This is a genomic window from Streptomyces monomycini (genome assembly GCF_022271435.1).
Lineage (GTDB): Bacteria > Actinomycetota > Actinomycetes > Streptomycetales > Streptomycetaceae > Streptomyces > Streptomyces monomycini.
The window spans coordinates 42,340-59,706 of record NZ_JAFIQY010000034.1 but is presented as its reverse complement, the minus strand read 5'-3'; the positions used below and the strand labels follow the sequence as shown (position 1 = coordinate 59,706).

Genomic DNA, 17,367 nt, shown 5'->3' with positions numbered 1-17,367 from the left:
CTGAACATTACGCCTGATGGCCTGCTCTGAAACCGGGTTGGGCGGCCTCGTTCCGATCATTTTCCGCCGTGGCCTGCACAGCATCGCTCACGACACCCCGTCCACCGGGGGAAAGAAAGCGCTTTGTCGACAGGAGTACGAGCAGTGCGGCAACGCCGCCCGCCCCCGCCACGCCGAACCCGGCGGCCGGGCCGCCCCGCTCCACCGCGGGCCCGACCACCGTCATCCCCAGTGCGGACCCGACCCCGAAGGTCGTCACCAGCCAGGAGAACGCCTCGGTGACCGTCCCCCTGGGCGCGTGCCCGTCCACGACGACGAACGCGCACGCCAGCGCCGGGGCCAGGAACACCCCCGCCACCCCCGTCAGCAGCGTCATCCCCACCACGCCCGGTGCCAGCGCCAGCGGCAGGTACCCCAGCGCCAGCAGGGCCACCAGCAGCCGCAGCCGGTTCTCCGGGTGCCCCGGCCACTGCCGCGCGCCGTACACCACCCCGCCCAGGAGGGCACCGACGCCGAGCGCGGACAGTAGGTAGCTGGAGACCATGCCGCCGCCGTGCTCGTCGGCGTACGCGACCGCCGCCACCGCGATGGACCCGAGCGCCAGCCCGACGAAGAAGAACGAGGCGATCAGCACCAGCATCCCGGAGGACCGCAGGGCCCCGAGCCAGTGCGCCTCACGCGGCGCGCTGCGCCACTGGCGCGAGGGCGGGGAGGCGACCACGGAGAGCGCCCCGAGCACCCCGATCACGTTGATCACCAGCAGCGCCCACCGCTCCGACCAGAGCGCCACACACGTCGTCACCAGCAACGGACCCACCGCGAAGAGCACTTCCTGTGCCACCGCGTCCAGCGCGTATGCGGCGTGGACCCGGTCCGCGCGCTTGAGCACGCCCGGCCACAGCGCCCGCAGTCCGCCCTCCAGCGGCGGCGTGAAGAACCCGGCGATCACCATGGCCGCGTACGCCACGGGCAGCGGATCGAGGCCGACGACCGCCAGCAGCGCCATGCCCAGGGCGGAGACCGCGGCCGAGGGCAGCATCACGCGCGGCTGCCCGTACACGTCCACGGCACGCCCCAGGAGCGGCTGCCCGATCGCGTTGCACACCCCGTAGACGGCGGACAGCACGCCCGCGAGGACGTAGCTGCCGCCCTCCGCGCGGGTGAAGAGCACGACGGCGAGCGGTCCGGTCGCGTTCGGCAGCCGTCCGATCAGCGTTCCGGCCAGCAGCCGGGCCGCGTGGCGCGTCCTCAGCAGTTCCGCGTACCCAGCGGCCATGCCCGCCTCATCTCCCCTGGCCCGGCCAGGACGTGTTACGTATAACGTGCGGCGTCATACGTACCATGGGCGCAACCCGCGGGTCCACACCGCGACGTACGACGCGAGGAGCCCGGCCCCGGTGACCGCCCACGAGACCACCCACGAGCAGCCGGCGGCGGCGCGTCCCGGCGCCACCGCCGCACCCCGCGTCACCAGCCGCGACGTCGCCCGCGCCGCCGGCGTCTCGCAGGCCGCCGTCTCCCTCGTGCTGGGCGGCAAATGGCGCGGCCGTGTCTCACCCCACAAAGCCGACGCGGTCCGCACCGCGGCGCGCGACCTCGGCTACCGCCCCAACCTCGCCGCGCGCAATCTGCGGATGGGCCGCACCCGCACCGCCCTGCTCGTCGTCCCCGCCCTGACCAGCGAATACTTCGCCCGCGTCTACACCGGCGCGGCCCGCGCCGCCGCCGACCACGGCTTCGGCGTCGTCCTGTACCCCTCCCCCGAGGGCATCGGCCCGGCCCGTGACCCGTTCGCCTCGGCGCGCGCGGCGCTCGACGGCGTCATCGCCTCCTCCATGGCCACCGACGCCCTGACCGCCATGCGCGGCGAGGAACTGCCGCTGGTCATGCTCGACAGCGACCCGGACGACGCCCAGGCCACCGCGACCGTCAACCCCGACATCGCCGACGGCGTCCGGCGGCTCACCGCGCATCTGCTCGCCCTCGGCCACCGCCGTATCACCCACCTCGCCGCCGCCATCGACTCCTGGACCTTCCACGTACGGTCCGCCGCCTTCGCCGAGGCGCTGCGCGGCGTCCCGGACGCGGACGTCCGCAGCGAGCCCGCCGCGCTCAGCGTGGAAGCCGGCCTGCACGCGGCCCACGCGGCCCTGACCCGGCCGGGCCCCCGCCCCACCGCCCTCCTGTGCGACGACGACCTGCTGGCGGCCGGCGCCTGCAAGGCGGCTCGTCGGCTGGGCCTGCGGGTGCCGGAGGACGTCTCCGTCACAGGCCTCGACGATCTGGCGCTGGCCATGGCGGTGGAACCGGAACTGACGACGGTGCGGCTGCCCGCCGAGGAGGTCGGGGCCGCCGGGATGCGCGCCCTGATGACCGCCCTGGACGGCGGCGCTCCGGAGCCCGTGACCTTGCCCGTCGAACTGCTCGTGCGCGGCTCGACGGCACCGCCGCCGTAGGGGACGCGGGCTGGGCGGCCACAGCGGTCGCACAACGCGGCGCGCCCCGGCGGGTGCATACCCACCGGGGCGCGTGAAGGCCCGTGGCCGTACGGACGGCAGCGCGTCCGCGCGCGGCGGCCTACGGTCCCGCCGTACGCCGCCCGCGTCGCGTCACGACGTGCCGGCGCCACCCTCGGAACCGGAAGTGCCCTCGGAGTCCGAGGCGTCGTCCGCGGCTTCGTCGGAGGCGGCGGTGCCGTTCTCCTCCAGCAGCCGGGAGAGCTGACGGCCCAGGATCCGCTTGAACTTCCGCTGCTGCGGACGCGTACGGTCCAGGGTCGCGACCTCCAACTGGTCGGCCGCCAGCGCGCGTTCGCCGCCGTTGTTGTCACGGGAGAGCGACTCGACGGCCAGCTTCAAAGCCTCGCCCAGCGTCATGCCGTCGCGGTGCCGCTGATCGAGGTAGCTGCTGATCTGATCGGCGTTGCCGCCGACCGCGACCGAGCCGTGCTCGTCCACGATCGAACCGTCGTGCGGCAGGCGGTAGATCTGGTCGTCCTCGGGGGCGTTGCCCACCTCCGCGACGATCAGCTCCACCTCGTAGGGCTTCTCGGCGGCGCTGGAGAAGATCGAACCGAGGGCCTGGGCGTAGACATTGGCAAGGCCGCGCGCGGTCACGTCCGCGCGGTCGTAGGTATAGCCGCGCAGGTCGGCGTAGCGCACGCCGGCGATGCGCAGTGCCTCGAACTCGTTGTACTTGCCGACCGCCGCGAAGGCGATGCGGTCGTAGATCTCGCTGACCTTGTGCAGGGCACGGGACGGGTTCTCGGCGACGAAGACCACGCCGTCGGTGTATTGCAGCACCACGACGCTGCGGCCGCGTGCGATGCCTTTGCGGGCGTACTCCGCCCGGTCGGCCATGGCCTGCTGGGGTGAGACATAGAACGGCGTCGACACCGGCTATCCGTCCCTTTCTGTCAATGACTCTCTCAGTGGCGCGTGCATGACGGTCTCCCGTCCTCAGAGCAGCGCGGCACGCGGGCCGTCGGGCTGGTCGAGCCGCCGCTCGTGGATGGCGCGGGCGATCTCCGACACCTCCGCCTCGGTGTACCGCTTGAAGCCCTCGTCGGTGATCACCGTGACGATCGGGTAGATCCGGCGGGCCAGGTCCGGGCCGCCGGTCGCCGAGTCGTCGTCCGCGGCGTCGTACAGCGCCTGGACCACGGCCGTGGCGGCCTGGTTCTCCGTGAGGTCTTCGCGGTAGAGCTTCTTGAGGGCGCCGCGCGCGAAGACCGAGCCGGAGCCCGTCGAGGCGAAGCCGTGCTCCTCCGAGCGCCCGCCGGTCACGTCGTACGAGAAGATCCGGCCCTTCTCGCGGTCCACGTCCCAGCCGGCGAACAGCGGCACCACGGCCAGGCCCTGCATGGCCATGCCGAGATTGCTGCGGATCATCGTCGAGAGGCGGTTCGCCTTGCCCTCCAGGGAGAGTTGGGCGCCCTCGACCTTCTCGAAGTGCTCCAGCTCCAACTGGAAGAGCTTGACCATCTCGACCGCGAGACCGGCCGTGCCGGCGATGCCGACGGCCGAGTACTCGTCGGCCGGAAAGACCTTCTCGATGTCGCGCTGCGCGATGACGTTGCCCATCGTCGCGCGGCGGTCACCGGCGAGCACCACCCCGCCGGGGAACGACGCCGCGACGATCGTGGTGCCGTGCGGCGCCTCGATGGTCCCCTGCACGGGCAGCGGCGGACGCCGGCCCGGCAGCAGCTCCGGCGAGTGCTCCCCGAGGAAGTCCATGAACGACGAGGACCCGGACGTCAGGAAGGCAGCTGGTAGATGCCCGGCGTTACGAGTGTTGGCTTCCACACGTTTCCTTCCGGATATTCGGCCGCCGCCCCAAGACGTCCGGCCGATCCTTGAATTGGCCCAGCGCTGCGTTGCAGCTGAAGCACAGTACGTCCCGGACCTTACCTGTCCTGCGGTCATGATCCACATGCACGCGGGAACGGACCGGACGACGGCGGTGGCGGCCCTTCGCCTTCCGGCTCCGCGGTCGTGCGCCGGCGCCCGGGACGGCCTGTGCGCACGCGCTCACCGAGCGCGAACCGGCACGTCCGGGAGCGCGCGGCAGCCTGTGCGACCGCGCGCCCCCGGAGCCGGAGCCGGGAACCGTCACGCCGGTCCGTGCGCACGGACCGCGCGGTGTGCGCGGACCGTGGCCCGCCGCGCCCGCGCCTCCGGCGCACCGGCTGCCGACGGAACCCGGCGATCCGTTACTGTCCGCCCTTTTGCACGAACGACCGCACGAAATCCTCGGCGTTCTCTTCGAGCACGTCGTCGATCTCGTCCAGCACGGAGTCGACGTCGTCCGACAGCTTCTCCTGCCGCTCCTTGAGATCGTCCGCGGCCTGCGCGTCCTGCGACTGCTCCTCGGCCTCCTCGGTCGAACGCGTCGCCTTCTGCTGTCCGCCGCCGGTGTCCTTGGTCGCCATGTCCCTCACCCCGCTCGGTTCGCCCCGCTCGATGTGACTGTCAAGATCAGACCCTACAAGGAAGGTCTGACATCGGCCCTGTTCTCGGTCGTCTTCGTACAACGTCCGGGAGTCACCCCGATGATTCCCGGCCGGGGGACCTTTCAGCCCCGGTTCGCGTGCCCGATCGAATCCGCGGTCACCCTCCGGACAGGACCCGCACCAGGTCCTCGGCCGTACGGCACCGGTCGAGGAGTTCCTTGACGTGGTTGCGCGTCCCGCGCAGCGGCTCCAGCGTCGGCACCCGTTGCAGCGAGTCACGGCCCGGCAGATCGAAGATCACCGAGTCCCAGGAGGCCGCCGCCACGTCGTCCGCGTACTGCTCCAGGCACCGGCCGCGGAAGTACGCCCGGGTGTCCTCCGGCGGCGCCTGGGCCGCCCGCGCGACCTCCTCGTCGGTCAGCAGGCGCTTCATCTTGCCGCGGGCCGCGAGACGGTTGTAGAGGCCCTTGTCGGCCCGTACGTCGGCGTACTGGAGGTCGACGAGGTGGAGGCGGGCCGCGTCCCACTCCACGCCGTCCCGGCGCCGGTAGCCCTCCATCAACTCCCGCTTGGCCACCCAGTCCAGCTCACCGGACAGGCTCATCGGGTCGTGCTCCAGGCGTCCCAGCACGTCCTCCCAGCGGGCCAGGACGTCCTTGGTCTGCTCGTCGGCGTCCGCGCCGAGCCGGTCCTCCACGTACTTGCGCGCCAGCTCGAAGTACTCCATCTGGAGTTGTACGGCGGTCAGGGTCCGGCCGCTGCGCAGGGTGATCAGGTGGCGCAGCGTCGGGTCGTGGGAGACCTGGTGGAGGGCGCGTACGGGCTGGTCGACGGCGAGATCGACGGCGATGAACCCGTCTTCGATCATGGACAGGACCAGTGCGGTGGTGCCCAGCTTCAGATACGTGGAGATCTCGGAGAGGTTCGCGTCTCCGATGATCACGTGCAGCCTGCGGTACTTCTCGGCGTCGGAGTGCGGCTCGTCGCGGGTGTTGATGATCGGCCGCTTGAGCGTGGTCTCCAGGCCGACCTCGACCTCGAAGTAGTCGGCCCGCTGACTGATCTGGAAGCCGTGCTCGTGGCCGTCCTGGCCGATGCCGACCCGGCCGGCGCCGGCGTAGACCTGACGGGAGACGAAGAAGGGCGTCAGGTGCCGCACGATGTCCGAGAACGGGGTCTCCCGCTTCATCAGGTAGTTCTCGTGCGTGCCGTAGGAGGCGCCCTTGTTGTCGGTGTTGTTCTTGTAGAGGTGGATGGGCTGGGCGCCGGGGACCTGGGCCGCGCGCTCGGCGGCCTCGGCCATGATGCGCTCCCCGGCCTTGTCCCACAGCACCGCGTCGCGTGGATTGGTGACCTCCGGCGAGCTGTACTCCGGATGCGCGTGGTCGACGTACAGACGTGCCCCGTTGGTGAGGATCACATTGGCCAGCCCGATGTCCTCGTCGGTGAGCTGGCTGGCGTCGGCGTTCTCGCGGGCGAGGTCGAAGCCTCGGGCGTCCCGCAGCGGGTTCTCCTCCTCGAAGTCCCAGCGGGCGCGTCGCGCCCGGTGCATCGCCGCCGCGTAGGCGTTGACGACCTGGGACGAGGTGAGCATGGCATTGGCGTTCGGGTGGCCGGGGACGGAGATCCCGTACTCCGTCTCGATTCCCATTACTCGCCGTACGGTCATGCGGCCCTCCTTGCCCGGCGGCGCCCCCGGATGGGGTCGGCGCTCAAGTACCGCTGCGCTTCCGGTCCGTGTGCGGCCCCCGCTTCCGCAGTGCGCGACGCGGCGGTACCGAAGAGCCTAGAACGCCTTTGCGGCGCTGGGGAGATCATTACAGTCATTGCTCCAGTCCGGTTTTCACCTGCTCCGTCGCGGCCTTCCGGGGATCACCCGCGGAGTCCCGGAAATGCGTCCGGCTGCGGACGCCCCGTGCAGGACATCCGCAGCCGGTCGGCGGTGTTACAGGTATTGGCCGGTATTCGCCACCGTGTCGATGGAGCGGCCGGTGTCCGCGCCCTGCTTGCCGGTGACCAGGGTGCGGATGTAAACGATCCGCTCGCCCTTCTTGCCGGAGATGCGGGCCCAGTCGTCCGGGTTGGTGGTGTTGGGCAGGTCCTCGTTCTCCTTGAACTCGTCCACGCACGCCTGGAGCAGGTGGGCGACGCGAAGACCCTTCTGGTTGTGTTCGAGGAATGCCTTGATGGCCATCTTCTTGGCGCGTCCGACGATGTTTTCGATCATTGCGCCGGAGTTGAAGTCCTTGAAGTACAGGACTTCCTTGTCACCGTTGGCGTAGGTGACCTCCAGGAAGCGGTTCTCCTCGGATTCCGCGTACATCTGCTCGACGACCGACTGGATCATCGCGCTGACCGCGGCCTTGCGGGAGTCGCCGTGCTCGCCGAGGTCGTCGGCGTGCAGCGGCAGGCGCTCGGTGAGGTACTTCGAGAAGATGTCCTTGGCCGCCTCGGCGTCCGGACGCTCGATCTTGATCTTCACGTCCAGCCGGCCGGGGCGCAGGATGGCCGGGTCGATCATGTCCTCGCGGTTGGAGGCGCCGATCACGATGACGTTCTCCAGGCCCTCCACGCCGTCGATCTCGGAGAGCAGCTGCGGGACGATGGTGTTCTCCACGTCCGAGCTGACCCCGGAGCCGCGGGTGCGGAAGAGGGAGTCCATCTCGTCGAAGAAGACGATGACGGGGGTGCCCTCGCTCGCCTTCTCCCGGGCCCGCTGGAAGACGAGGCGGATGTGCCGCTCCGTCTCACCGACGTACTTGTTCAGCAGCTCGGGGCCCTTGATGTTGAGGAAGAAGCTCTTCCCCGCGGGCTGGCCGGTCACCTCGGCGACCTTCTTGGCGAGCGAGTTGGCGACGGCCTTGGCGATGAGCGTCTTGCCGCAGCCGGGCGGTCCGTAGAGCAGTACGCCCTTGGGCGGGCGCAGTTCGTGCTCCTTGAACAGGTCGGGGTAGAGGTACGGGAGCTCGACCGCGTCGCGGATCAGTTCGATCTGGCCGCCCAGACCGCCGATCTTCGTGTAGTCGATGTCCGGGACCTCTTCGAGGACGAGCTCCTCGACCTCGCTCTTGGGAATGACCTCGTAGACATAGCCGGAGCGGGGCTCCAGGAGCAGGGCGTCGCCGGCGCGGATGTTGATGTCCAGCAGCGGCTCGGCGAGCCGCACCACCCGCTCCTCGTCGGTGTGCCCGATGACCAGGGCGCGCTCGCCGTCCTCAAGGATCTCCTTGAGGGTGACGATGTCCCCGGCGTTCTCGTACTCCATGGCCTCGACCACGTTGAGCGCCTCGTTGAGCATGACCTCCTGGCCACGCCGGAGCTCGTCGAGGTCGACGCTGGGACTGACGTTCACCCGGAGTTTTCGGCCTCCGGTGAAGATGTCGGACGTGCCGTCCTCGTTCGCCTGCAGGAAGACGCCGAAACCGGCCGGCGGCTGCGCGAGCCGGTCGACCTCTTCCTTGAGGGCCACGATCTGGTCGCGCGCCTCGCGCAGTGTGTTGGCGAGTCGCTCGTTCTGTGCCGAAACACCGGCCAGGTTGGTCTGCAGCTCGACGATCCGCTCTTCGAGAATCCTCGTGTGACGCGGAGAGTCGGCGAGCTTGCGTCGCAGGACGGCGATCTCCTGCTCAAGATAGGCAACCTGGCCGGCAGGGTCGTCAGACCCCCGCCCCGGCCGGATGCCGCGGTTGATGTCGTCGTCGTGGGCTGCCACGGTCCTCACCTCCTCCAAGGGGAGCTGGACGCTTCCTGACCCTACCTGGGCCGGTGCAGGTTGAAACCCCTAGATCGAAAAGACTGTCGGGGTGTGTCCGATCTTCACCCTTGCGCACGTCCTCACCTCAGGGGGATACCCACCCAACAACATCAGAAAGCGACCGGTTGTATCGTCGAGACGGTCAACACCCGTCAGGGTGGGCCCCATTTGATTCACGTACGCAGGAACGGCAGGCGAGATGACGGCGCAGGACGAAGCACTGGAGGTCTGGATCGACCAGGACCTCTGCACCGGCGACGGCATCTGTGCGCAGTACGCGCCGGAGGTCTTCGAACTCGACATCGACGGTCTGGCTTATGTGAAAAGCGCCGACGACGAGCTGCTCCAGGACAAGGGGGCCACCACCCCCGTCCCCCTGCCGCTGCTCAATGACGTACGGGACTCCGCCAAGGAATGCCCGGGCGACTGTATTCACGTACGCCGCGTAGCGGACCGGGTGGAGGTCTACGGCCCGGACGCGGAGTAGTCACCGTGTGACCGATCACACACCCTCGGTGTCGGACGAGGCGGGAAGTTCGCTCTGGACGAACTTCCCGCCTTTCCATTGCCACTTGGTCCGCACGCGGACGTCCGGGCAGCAGCGCGGCACGCCGGTCGAGGAGTAGCCCAGGAGTGTCGCGGCGACCGCACCGTCGCGTACGGCGAAACCGTCCACGCTGCGCTGCTGTGCGGGCGCGAGAAGGGTCGCGACGACCCGCGGGGCGCCCTGGCCCGTCTTACCCGCCGCGGGACCGCTGAGGACGTACACGCCGCTGGGCGGGGTGCCGGTCTCGGTGTGGCAGCGCACCACGGCGACGGTCTCGGGGCTGCCGTCGCCGTCGAGGTCGCCGGTGGCGCTGTCGACCACGTCGAGGCGGTTCGGGCCGCAGTCCACCGGATAGGACGCGGCGTGCGGGTCCGGGGCCGGGGCGGCGGCCGCGCGGGCGGCGGAGGCGGCGTCGGTGGTGGCCGTGGCCGTGGCATCGGGGGGCTGGACGAAGGACGCGGCCGCGACGACCGCGGCCAGGGCGGCAGCGGTGGCGAGCCAGTGCAGGGCGCGGGTGCGGGTGTGCGGAAGGTCCTGGCCGGCCGTGAACTGCACGCGGGGTAACTCCTGTGAAGAGCTGTGGCGGTGGGAGTGCCCAGCATCGTTCCACAGGCCGGGCCGCCGGGGAACACTCGGGCGGGGTTTCCCGCCAGGCCTCCACCCGCTGAACGCGACGGCGCCGCCGACGGTTCCCGCGGGACGGGAACTGGTCGGCGGCGCCGGACGGTTCGAGGGGGCGTGCGAGGCGCGTCGGCCGCGCTACGCCGGGGCGTGCGCCGGGTCAGCCGCGCTCCGCGCCCCCGCTGGAGCTGCCGGGACCGGAGTAGTCCTCGCCGTACGCGCCCTTGGCGGGGCGGCGGCGGCGCAGCGGCGGCTCGACACCGTCCGCGAGACGGCGGGCGGTCAGCAGGAAGCCGGTGTGACCGATCATGCGATGGTCGGGGCGGACGGCCAGGCCCTCGACGTGCCAGGTGCGGACCATGGTCTCCCAGGCCGACGGCTCGTTGAAGGTGCCGTGCTCGCGGATGGCCTCGACGGTACGGGCCAGCTGCGTCGTGGTGGCCACGTACGCGCACAGGATGCCGCCCGGGACGAGCGCCTTGGAGACGGCCTCCAGGCACTCCCAGGGAGCGAGCATGTCCAGGATGACCCGGTCGACGTCGGTGTCGGAGAGGTTGTCCTGAAGGTCACCGACGGTGAGCGTCCACGCCGGGTGCGGACCGCCGAAGTACCGCTCGACGTTCTGCGTGGCGATCTCGGCGAAGTCGGCGCGCCGCTCGTAGCTGTGCAGCATGCCCTGGTCGCCGATGGCGCGCAGCAGGAAGCTGCTGAGCGAGCCGGACCCCACCCCCGCCTCGACGACGCGGGCGCCGGGGAAGATGTCGGCCATCGCCAGGATCTGCCCCGCGTCCTTGGGGTAGACCACGGCGGCACCGCGGGGCATGGACAGGACATAGTCGGGGAGCAGCGGGCGCAGCGCGAGGTAGGCGACGTTCCCGGTGGTACGGACAACACTGCCCTCGGGAGCACCGATCAGCTCGTCGTGGGGGAAGGCTCCCTTGTGGGTGTGGAAGCTCTTGCCCTCTTCGAGCGTGAACGTGTAGTGGCGTCCCTTGGGATCGGTGAGCTGGACCTGGTCCCCGACCTTGAAGGGCCCGCGACGGCGGGCGGCACCGGTCGGTTCGGACATGTGACCAGCGTACCGGGCGATGGGGGTGCTCTTTACCAGGGTGGTGGGGGGCGGGGGTGCGGGTCGGGGGCGGGAGGGCGGGTCGGAGGCGGGCGGGGTGGGGGCGTGGCCGGGGCGGTGGGGCGGGGTGCGTGGCGGCGCTCGGCGTGCGGGGGGGTCTGGCGCGTGCGGGCGCTTGGCGTACGGGGTGATGCCGTGCCGGGGTGCGTGGCGGGCGCTCGGCGTACGGGGTGGGGTCTGGCGTGCGGTCGCTTGGCGTACGGGGTGAGCCATGCCGGGGTGCGTGGCGAGCGCTCGGCGTACGGGGCGGGACCGGGGCGCGTGGCAGGTGCCTTGCCCATGTGAGGTGAGGCCTGGGGCCCGTGGCGGTCGCCTGCCGGAGCGAGACCTGGGATTCGTGGCAGTCTGCCCGCCATACGGGGCACACACGAACGTCCCCCAGCGGGGGTTTACCCAGGTGGGGCGGGCACCAAGCGGCCGAGAGGGGCCGGGGCAGGGCCCAGGCCGTCGTCCGCCGCACGGGGTGAGATCGCGTTCGTGGCAGCCGCCCGCCATACGGGACAGCACACGAACATCCCCCACCGGGGGTCTACCCAGGTGCGGCGAGCACGAAGCCGCCGAGCCAGGCCCAGTGGGGCCGGGACAGAGCCCGGGGGCGGAGCGCGGGGCAGTCGCTCGCCATACGGGGCGGAACCCGAACATCCCCCAGCGGGGGTTTACCCAAGTGCGGCGAGCACGAAGCCGCCGAGCCAGGCCGAGTGAGGGCCCGGAGCGGGGCCCGGGGAGGCAGGCCCGGAACCCGGGCGGCGGGCCGGGCGGCGTGGACGGTCGCCCTACGGGGTGAATCGAACGCGATCATCCCCCCGGACCCAGGGGTGGGGGCCGTGAAGCCTGCGGCCGGCGGGGGCTTACCCGCGGGTGCCCGCGGGTGGGGACGGGAAGCCTGCGGCCGGCGAGGGGCTTACCCAGGCTGGCGGGGGGGCTCACCCGCGTGTGGGGGACGGGAAGCCTGCGGCCGGCGAGGGCTTACCCGCTGGTGCCCGCGGGTGGGGGCCGTGAAGCCTGCGGCCGGCGAGGGCTTACCCGCGGGTGCCCGCGGGTGGGGGCGGGAAGCCTGCGGCCGGCGGGGGCTTACCCGCGGGTGCCCGCGGGTGGGGGACGGGAAGCCTGCGGCCAGCGGAGGCTTACCCGCTGGTGCCCGCGGGTGGGGACGGGAAGCCTGCGGCCGGCGGGGTCAGGACGGGCGGGCCATGGCGGCCATGAAGGCGCGCTCGACGTCGGCGGTGGACAGGACGCCGTAGATCTCGCCGGTCTCCTCGACCACCAGGTACTCGGTGGCGGGGGTGGCGCGCAGGTAGTCCAGAAGGTCCTCGCCGGCCAGTTCGGCGGAGACCCGCATGCCGTCCTTGAGGTCCTGGGCGAGGCCACTGACGGCGACCCAGGGGCGGCGGTGTTCGGGGACGCCGACGATGGCGGTCTCGCGGACCACGGCGGTGGGCCGGCCCACCCGGTCCACGACGACCAGGGCGCGGGCGCCCGCGTCGTTGGCGCGGCGCAGGGCCTCGGACAGCGGGGTGTCGGCCTCCACCGGGACCGCGCGCCGGGTGAGCGTGCGGGCCTGGAGGGCCGGGAGGCGTTCGCGCAGGCGGGCCATGCGCAGGCTGTTGCCCGCGCCGGTCCAGATGATCGCGGCGAGGATCGCGGCGAGCAGCGCGTCGGTGATCGAGTCGGCGCCGCCGAGGTCGGTGGGGGCGTTGCCCAGGGCGCCGGTGTGGGTGAGCAGCGGCAGGCCGATCAGGACGGAGACGGCGAGCGCGCGGCCGACCCAGGCGGCGGCGACGGTGCCGGTCATCGGCTTGCCGGTGAGCTTCCACACGACGGCGCGGAGCATCCGGCCGCCGTCGAGCGGCAGGCCGGGCAGCAGGTTGAAGACAGCGACGATGAGGTTGGAGATCATCAGTCCGGCGAGCAGCACACCGGGTACGGTGCCGGGCTCGACCACCTTCATCCCGCCGTAGAAGACGCCCGCGAGGACCAGCGAGAGCAGCGGGCCCACGAAGGCCAGGACGAACTCGCGGCCGGGTGTCTCGGACTCCTTCTCGATCTCGGAGACGCCGCCGAAGAACTGGAGCTGGATACGGCGCACGGGAAGCTTGAAGCGCAGCGCGGCGACGGTGTGCGCCAGCTCGTGGACGAGCACCGAGGCGTAGAAGGCGACGGCGAAGAAGAGCGAGACGAGGTAGCGGGCGGAGCCGAGCTCCGGCAGGATCCGTTCGAGCTGGCCGCCGAAGACCCAGGTGATCAGGGCGGCGACGACGAACCAGCTGGGGGCCACGTAGACCGGTACCCCGAAGGGGCGGCCCATGAGGATGCCGCCGCCGGTGCGCCTGCCCTGGCCGCCCTTGGCCGGGCGCTGCGCGGAGGGGCGGTTCCCGGACGGCCGCGTACGGCCGGTGGCGCGGGCCGGGTCGGACGGTCCGGGCGGGTCGGGCGGTCCGTGGTGCGCGGACTCCTCAGGGTCCTGCGGCTTCCCACTCTCGTCCACGGCGTCCCCTCGTCGATTGCGGCCTTCGCTCCTGTCCGTCCGGGTGCTGTCCGGTACGGCATGTCGATCATGCAGGGCGAAGGGGTCTGGCGTCGATGGTATGCGGAGCGCTTCGCGTCACCCCGCCTCGGTCTCCCATTGTGATCCCTCGGTCGCGGTAGCTGTCAGTGGCGGGCCGTAGGGTCGGGTGTCATGGGAACGAGCACCGAAGAGGCCGGACCGGACGCCGCGGACGGCGGTCAGGGCGAACAGGGCGGGCAGGGCCGACCGGGCCCGCTGAGCCCGCTGGGCCCGGTGGGCCGACAGGGCGGGGCGTCCGGGGCGGCCCCGGACGCCGGAGCCGCCGGGGAGAGCGACGCCCCCGGCGCGCCTGGCGACCCCAAGGCGGTCGGCGCGCGCGGCCTCGCTGTGACATCCGCCGCACTCATCGTTCCCGTGCCGGACGCCGGGCCGGCCACCGCCGCCGGAGCCACCACGGACGCTGGTATGGACACGGCCGGCACCGACACGGGCACGGACACGGCCGGCACGGACACAGCCACCGGTACCCCCGCTCCCCCGCCCGCCGCCCGTCCCGTCGCCCTCTCACCGTCACGGGCGGGCGACTTCATGCAGTGCCCGCTGCTGTACCGCTTCCGTGTGATCGACAAGCTGCCGGAGAAGCCGAGCCCCGCGGCGACGCGCGGCACGGTGGTGCACGCGGTGCTGGAGCGCCTCTTCGACGCCCCGGCGGCGCAGCGCACGGCGGGCGGTGCGCGCTCGATGGTGCCGGGTGAGTGGGAGAAGCTGCTGGCGAAGCGTCCCGAGCTGGCCGGGCTGTTCGAGGACGATCCGTCGGGTGAGCGGCTGGCGGCGTGGCTGGCGGACGCCGAGGCGCTGGTGGAGCGGTGGTTCACGCTGGAGGACCCGACGCGTCTGGAGCCCGCCGACCGCGAGCTGTACGTGGAGACGGTGCTGGACTCGGGGCTGCGGCTGCGCGGCTTCATCGACCGGGTGGACGTGGCGCCGACGGGCGAGGTGCGGCTCGTCGACTACAAGACCGGCAAGGCGCCCCGCCCGGAGTACGCCGACGGTCCGCTGTTCCAGATGAAGTTCTACGCGCTGGTGATGTGGCGGCTGCGCGGCCGGGTGCCGCGGCGGTTGCAGCTGGTGTACCTGGGCAGTGGTGACGTGCTGACGTACGACCCGACCGAGGCCGACCTGCGGGGTGTGGAGCGCAAGCTGCTGGCGCTGTGGGACGCCATCCAGCGGGCGACGGAGACCGGTGACTGGCGGCCGCGCCGTACGAAGCTGTGCAGGTGGTGCGACCACCAGGCGGTGTGCCCGGAGTTCGGCGGTACTCCCCCGCCGTATCCGCTGCCGGTCGCGGGTCCCGGCCAGGCGCTCCCCGTGGCGGTGTCCGGGGCGGGGCAGGGCAGAATGGACCTGGTCTAACGAAGGAGTCCCTGTGGCAATCCGCGTCCTGCTGGTCGACGACCAGCCGCTGCTGCGTACCGGTTTCCGGATGATCCTGGAGGCCGAGCAGGATCTCGCGGTCGTCGGCGAGGCCGGGGACGGTCTGCAGGCGCTGGAGCAGGTGCGGGCGCTGCAGCCCGACGTGGTGCTGATGGACATCCGGATGCCGCGGATGGACGGGGTCGAGGCGACCCGGCAGATCACCGGGCCGGCGAAGGACGGTCCGGCGAAGGTGCTGGTGCTGACCACCTTCGATCTGGACGAGTACGTGGTCGAGGCGCTGCGCGCGGGGGCCAGCGGCTTCCTGCTGAAGGACGCGCCGGCCCAGGAGCTGGTGCAGGCGATCCGGGTGGTGGCGGCGGGCGAGGCGATGCTCGCGCCGAGCATCACGCGTCGTCTGCTGGACAAGTACGCGGGTCATCTGCCGTCCGGTGAGGAGCCGGTGCCGGACACGCTGCACACCCTCACCGAGCGGGAGGTGGAGGTGCTGAAGCTGGTGGCGCGCGGTCTGTCGAACGCGGAGATCGCCGCGGATCTGTTCGTGAGCGAGACGACGGTCAAGACGCACGTCGGGCACGTGCTGACGAAGCTGGGGCTGCGGGACCGGGTGCAGGCCGCGGTGTACGCGTACGAGAGCGGGCTGGTGCGTCCCGGGGCCCAGTAGTCCCGGCCCGTCGGCGCCGCCCGTCCGAGGTGGCTGCGAGAACGGCCCGGCCCGCCCCGCTCCCGGAAGGAGCGGTGGCGGGCCGGGCCGTTGCCGTAGCGGGCGGGTCAGCCCTTCTTCAGCTCCCAGAAGCGGAAGACGGTGGTGGCGTCCAGCGTCCACTGGAGGCCGTCGACGTTCTGGCGGGCGACGGCGTACTGCTTGCCCTGCCACACCGGTATGACCGGCAGGTCCTCGGCGACGATGTCCTGCACCTCGCGGAAGGCGGTCTTGGTCGCCTGCCGGTCGGGCTGGCCGGCGGTGCCGGGCAGCAGCTTCGAGGTGATGCGCTTGGCGTCGTAGTTGTTGCGCAGGACGTTGTCCTTGCCGAAGAACGGCTGGGTGAAGTTGTCGGGGTCCGGGTAGTCGGGGACCCAGCCCTTGACGTAGGCGCCGTACTTCCCGGCTTCCACGCCCTGCTCGAACTCCTCGATGGGCACGCTCTTGACCTTGGCGTCGAAGAGGCCGCTGGCGTTGAGCTGCTGGGCGATCTCCTGGAAGGCCGGGACGGTGCCGGGGCCGTAGCGGACGGGGGTGGCCCAGAGGGTGAGCGGCACCTTCTTGTTGTTGTAGCCGGCGTCGCGCAGGGCGGCGAGGGCCTTGTCGGTCTGCGGCCGGTCGCCGTAGGTGGAGAAGAACGCCGTGTTGTGGCCGGTGATGCCGGCGGGCACGATCGAGTACAGCGGTTCGGCGGTGCGCTTGTAGACGTCGCGGACGAGCGTGGAGCGGTCCAGCAGGTAGGCGATGGCCTTGCGGACACCGAGCTTGCCGGCCACCGGGTCGCGCATGTTGAACACCAGGTGCATGACCTCGGCGCTCTTGCCTTCGACCACCTGGACGCCGTGCGTCTGGCTGTCGGACGCCTGGTCCAGCGAGGCGATGTCCTTCATGGCCAGACCGCGGTAGGCGATGTCGATGGAACCGTCCTGGACCGCCTTCTTCAGCGTGTCCTGGCTGGTGAAGAACTTCATGGTCATGCCGGAGTTCTTGACCTTGGCGGGGCCCTTGTAGGAGCTGTTGACGCCGAAGACGGCCTGGGAGGAGGCGTCGTACTCGTTGAGGGTGTAGACGCCGGAGCCGACGGCCTTGTCGTCGGTGCGCAGCTTGTCGGGCGCGTACTCACGGTGGTCGACGATGGAGCCGGCACCGGAGGCGATCTTCATGGGGAAGGTCGCGTCGGGGGTCTTGAGGCGGAAGACGACGGTCTGGGCGTCGGGGGCCTCGACCTTCTCCAGACCGGCGAACATCACGGCGGGGCCGCGCTTGTCGTTGATCTGCTTGATCCGGTCGAAGGAGAACTTGACGTCCTCGGAGGTGAGGCTGTTGCCGTTGCTGAACTTCAGGCCGTCCTTGAGGGTGCACTTGTAGACGGTGCTGCCGCCCTCGACGAAACCGCAGGAGTCGGCGGCCTCGGGTTCGGGGGTGGTGCTGCCCTTGGGGAAGCTCAGCAACGACTGGAAGACGTTGTTGAACAGCAGCCAGGAGACCGGGTCGTAGCCGGCGGCGGGGTCGGTGGACACGACCTTGTCGGTCATGCCCATCACCACGGGCTCCCCGCTCCCGCCGTCCGAGCCCTCGCCGGTTCCGCAGCCGCTGAGCAGAGCGGCGACGAGCCCTGCCCCCAGCGGTGCGGCGAGCCACTGGTCGCGTTTCCTCACGTGCGTGTTCCTCACAGTCGTCCTGGCGGTTCAGCGGTGTGTCCGCGCCGGCGGGTGCCGGTGT

At 71.3% G+C, this 17,367-nt stretch carries 14 protein-coding genes and 1 pseudogene; 4 read left to right on the top strand and 11 right to left on the bottom strand.

All coding sequences use genetic code 11. The features are described from left to right. Positions 1 to 7: 7 nt before the first annotated feature. Positions 8 to 1,276 carry an MFS transporter gene (locus JXZ78_RS29760; RefSeq protein WP_030017436.1) on the bottom strand — a complete coding sequence of 423 codons (1,269 nt, stop codon included), beginning with the start codon at positions 1,274 to 1,276 and terminating at the stop codon, positions 8 to 10. Between the two features lie 46 nt (positions 1,277 to 1,322). On the opposite strand from JXZ78_RS29760, the gene JXZ78_RS29755 reads away from it, so the two are divergent. Further along, complete coding sequence (locus tag JXZ78_RS29755) at positions 1,323 to 2,456, top strand: LacI family DNA-binding transcriptional regulator (protein ID WP_372498455.1); 1,134 nt, start codon at positions 1,323 to 1,325, stop codon at positions 2,454 to 2,456. A gap of 153 nt (positions 2,457 to 2,609) precedes the next feature. On the opposite strand, the gene prcA is transcribed toward JXZ78_RS29755, so the two are convergent. The 6 genes and pseudogenes from prcA to arc form a co-directional block, all read right to left on the bottom strand. Next, positions 2,610 to 3,395, bottom strand: a complete 786-nt coding sequence (gene prcA / locus JXZ78_RS29750; RefSeq protein ID WP_030017434.1) for a proteasome subunit alpha — start codon at positions 3,393 to 3,395, stop codon at positions 2,610 to 2,612. Positions 3,396 to 3,458: 63 nt separating this feature from the next. After that, entirely contained in the window at positions 3,459 to 4,304 is an 846-nt protein-coding gene (prcB, locus tag JXZ78_RS29745) for a proteasome subunit beta (RefSeq protein ID WP_030017433.1), read from the bottom strand. Further along, a pseudogene (locus tag JXZ78_RS29740) lies at positions 4,256 to 4,434 on the bottom strand (endonuclease domain-containing protein); the annotation flags it as partial. The gene prcB and the pseudogene JXZ78_RS29740, both read right to left, overlap by 49 nt. Before the next feature lie 277 nt (positions 4,435 to 4,711). After that, positions 4,712 to 4,930: a ubiquitin-like protein Pup gene (locus tag JXZ78_RS29735; protein WP_030017432.1), complete on the bottom strand. Its 219-nt coding sequence runs from the start codon at positions 4,928 to 4,930 to the stop codon at positions 4,712 to 4,714. 178 nt (positions 4,931 to 5,108) lie between these two features. Next, the gene (gene dop, locus JXZ78_RS29730) at positions 5,109 to 6,620 is read right to left on the bottom strand and encodes a depupylase/deamidase Dop (RefSeq protein ID WP_341865863.1); all 1,512 of its coding nucleotides are present in this window, start codon (positions 6,618 to 6,620) and stop codon (positions 5,109 to 5,111) included. Positions 6,621 to 6,896: 276 nt separating this feature from the next. Then, positions 6,897 to 8,663, bottom strand: coding sequence for a proteasome ATPase (arc, locus tag JXZ78_RS29725; protein ID WP_030017429.1), 1,767 nt, complete (start codon positions 8,661 to 8,663; stop codon positions 6,897 to 6,899). Between the two features lie 241 nt (positions 8,664 to 8,904). Between arc and JXZ78_RS29720 the strand changes: the two genes are divergently transcribed. Continuing rightward, a complete protein-coding gene (locus JXZ78_RS29720) occupies positions 8,905 to 9,192 on the top strand; it encodes a ferredoxin (protein ID WP_030017428.1) in 288 nt (95 codons plus the stop codon). Positions 9,193 to 9,207: 15 nt separating this feature from the next. On the opposite strand, the gene JXZ78_RS29715 is transcribed toward JXZ78_RS29720, so the two are convergent. From JXZ78_RS29715 to JXZ78_RS29705, 3 genes are all read right to left on the bottom strand, one after another. Then, entirely contained in the window at positions 9,208 to 9,807 is a 600-nt protein-coding gene (locus tag JXZ78_RS29715) for a hypothetical protein (protein WP_030017427.1), read from the bottom strand. 226 nt (positions 9,808 to 10,033) lie between these two features. Next, a complete protein-coding gene (locus JXZ78_RS29710) occupies positions 10,034 to 10,942 on the bottom strand; it encodes a tRNA (adenine-N1)-methyltransferase (RefSeq protein ID WP_003981600.1) in 909 nt (302 codons plus the stop codon). A gap of 1,234 nt (positions 10,943 to 12,176) precedes the next feature. Continuing rightward, the gene (locus JXZ78_RS29705; protein ID WP_030021485.1) at positions 12,177 to 13,487 is read right to left on the bottom strand and encodes a site-2 protease family protein; all 1,311 of its coding nucleotides are present in this window, start codon (positions 13,485 to 13,487) and stop codon (positions 12,177 to 12,179) included. A gap of 486 nt (positions 13,488 to 13,973) precedes the next feature. Here JXZ78_RS29705 and JXZ78_RS29700 point away from each other — a divergent pair, with 486 nt between their 5' ends. Together JXZ78_RS29700 and JXZ78_RS29695 are read left to right on the top strand one after the other, a co-directional pair. Continuing rightward, on the top strand, positions 13,974 to 14,921 hold the full coding sequence (locus tag JXZ78_RS29700; protein ID WP_078624403.1) for a RecB family exonuclease: 948 nt from the start codon (positions 13,974 to 13,976) through the stop codon (positions 14,919 to 14,921). A 13-nt stretch (positions 14,922 to 14,934) separates the two neighbouring features. Then, the gene (locus JXZ78_RS29695) at positions 14,935 to 15,606 is read left to right on the top strand and encodes a response regulator (protein ID WP_003981597.1); all 672 of its coding nucleotides are present in this window, start codon (positions 14,935 to 14,937) and stop codon (positions 15,604 to 15,606) included. 107 nt (positions 15,607 to 15,713) lie between these two features. On the opposite strand, the gene JXZ78_RS29690 is transcribed toward JXZ78_RS29695, so the two are convergent. After that, complete coding sequence (locus JXZ78_RS29690; protein ID WP_030021483.1) at positions 15,714 to 17,303, bottom strand: ABC transporter substrate-binding protein; 1,590 nt, start codon at positions 17,301 to 17,303, stop codon at positions 15,714 to 15,716. Positions 17,304 to 17,367: the final 64 nt, after the last annotated feature.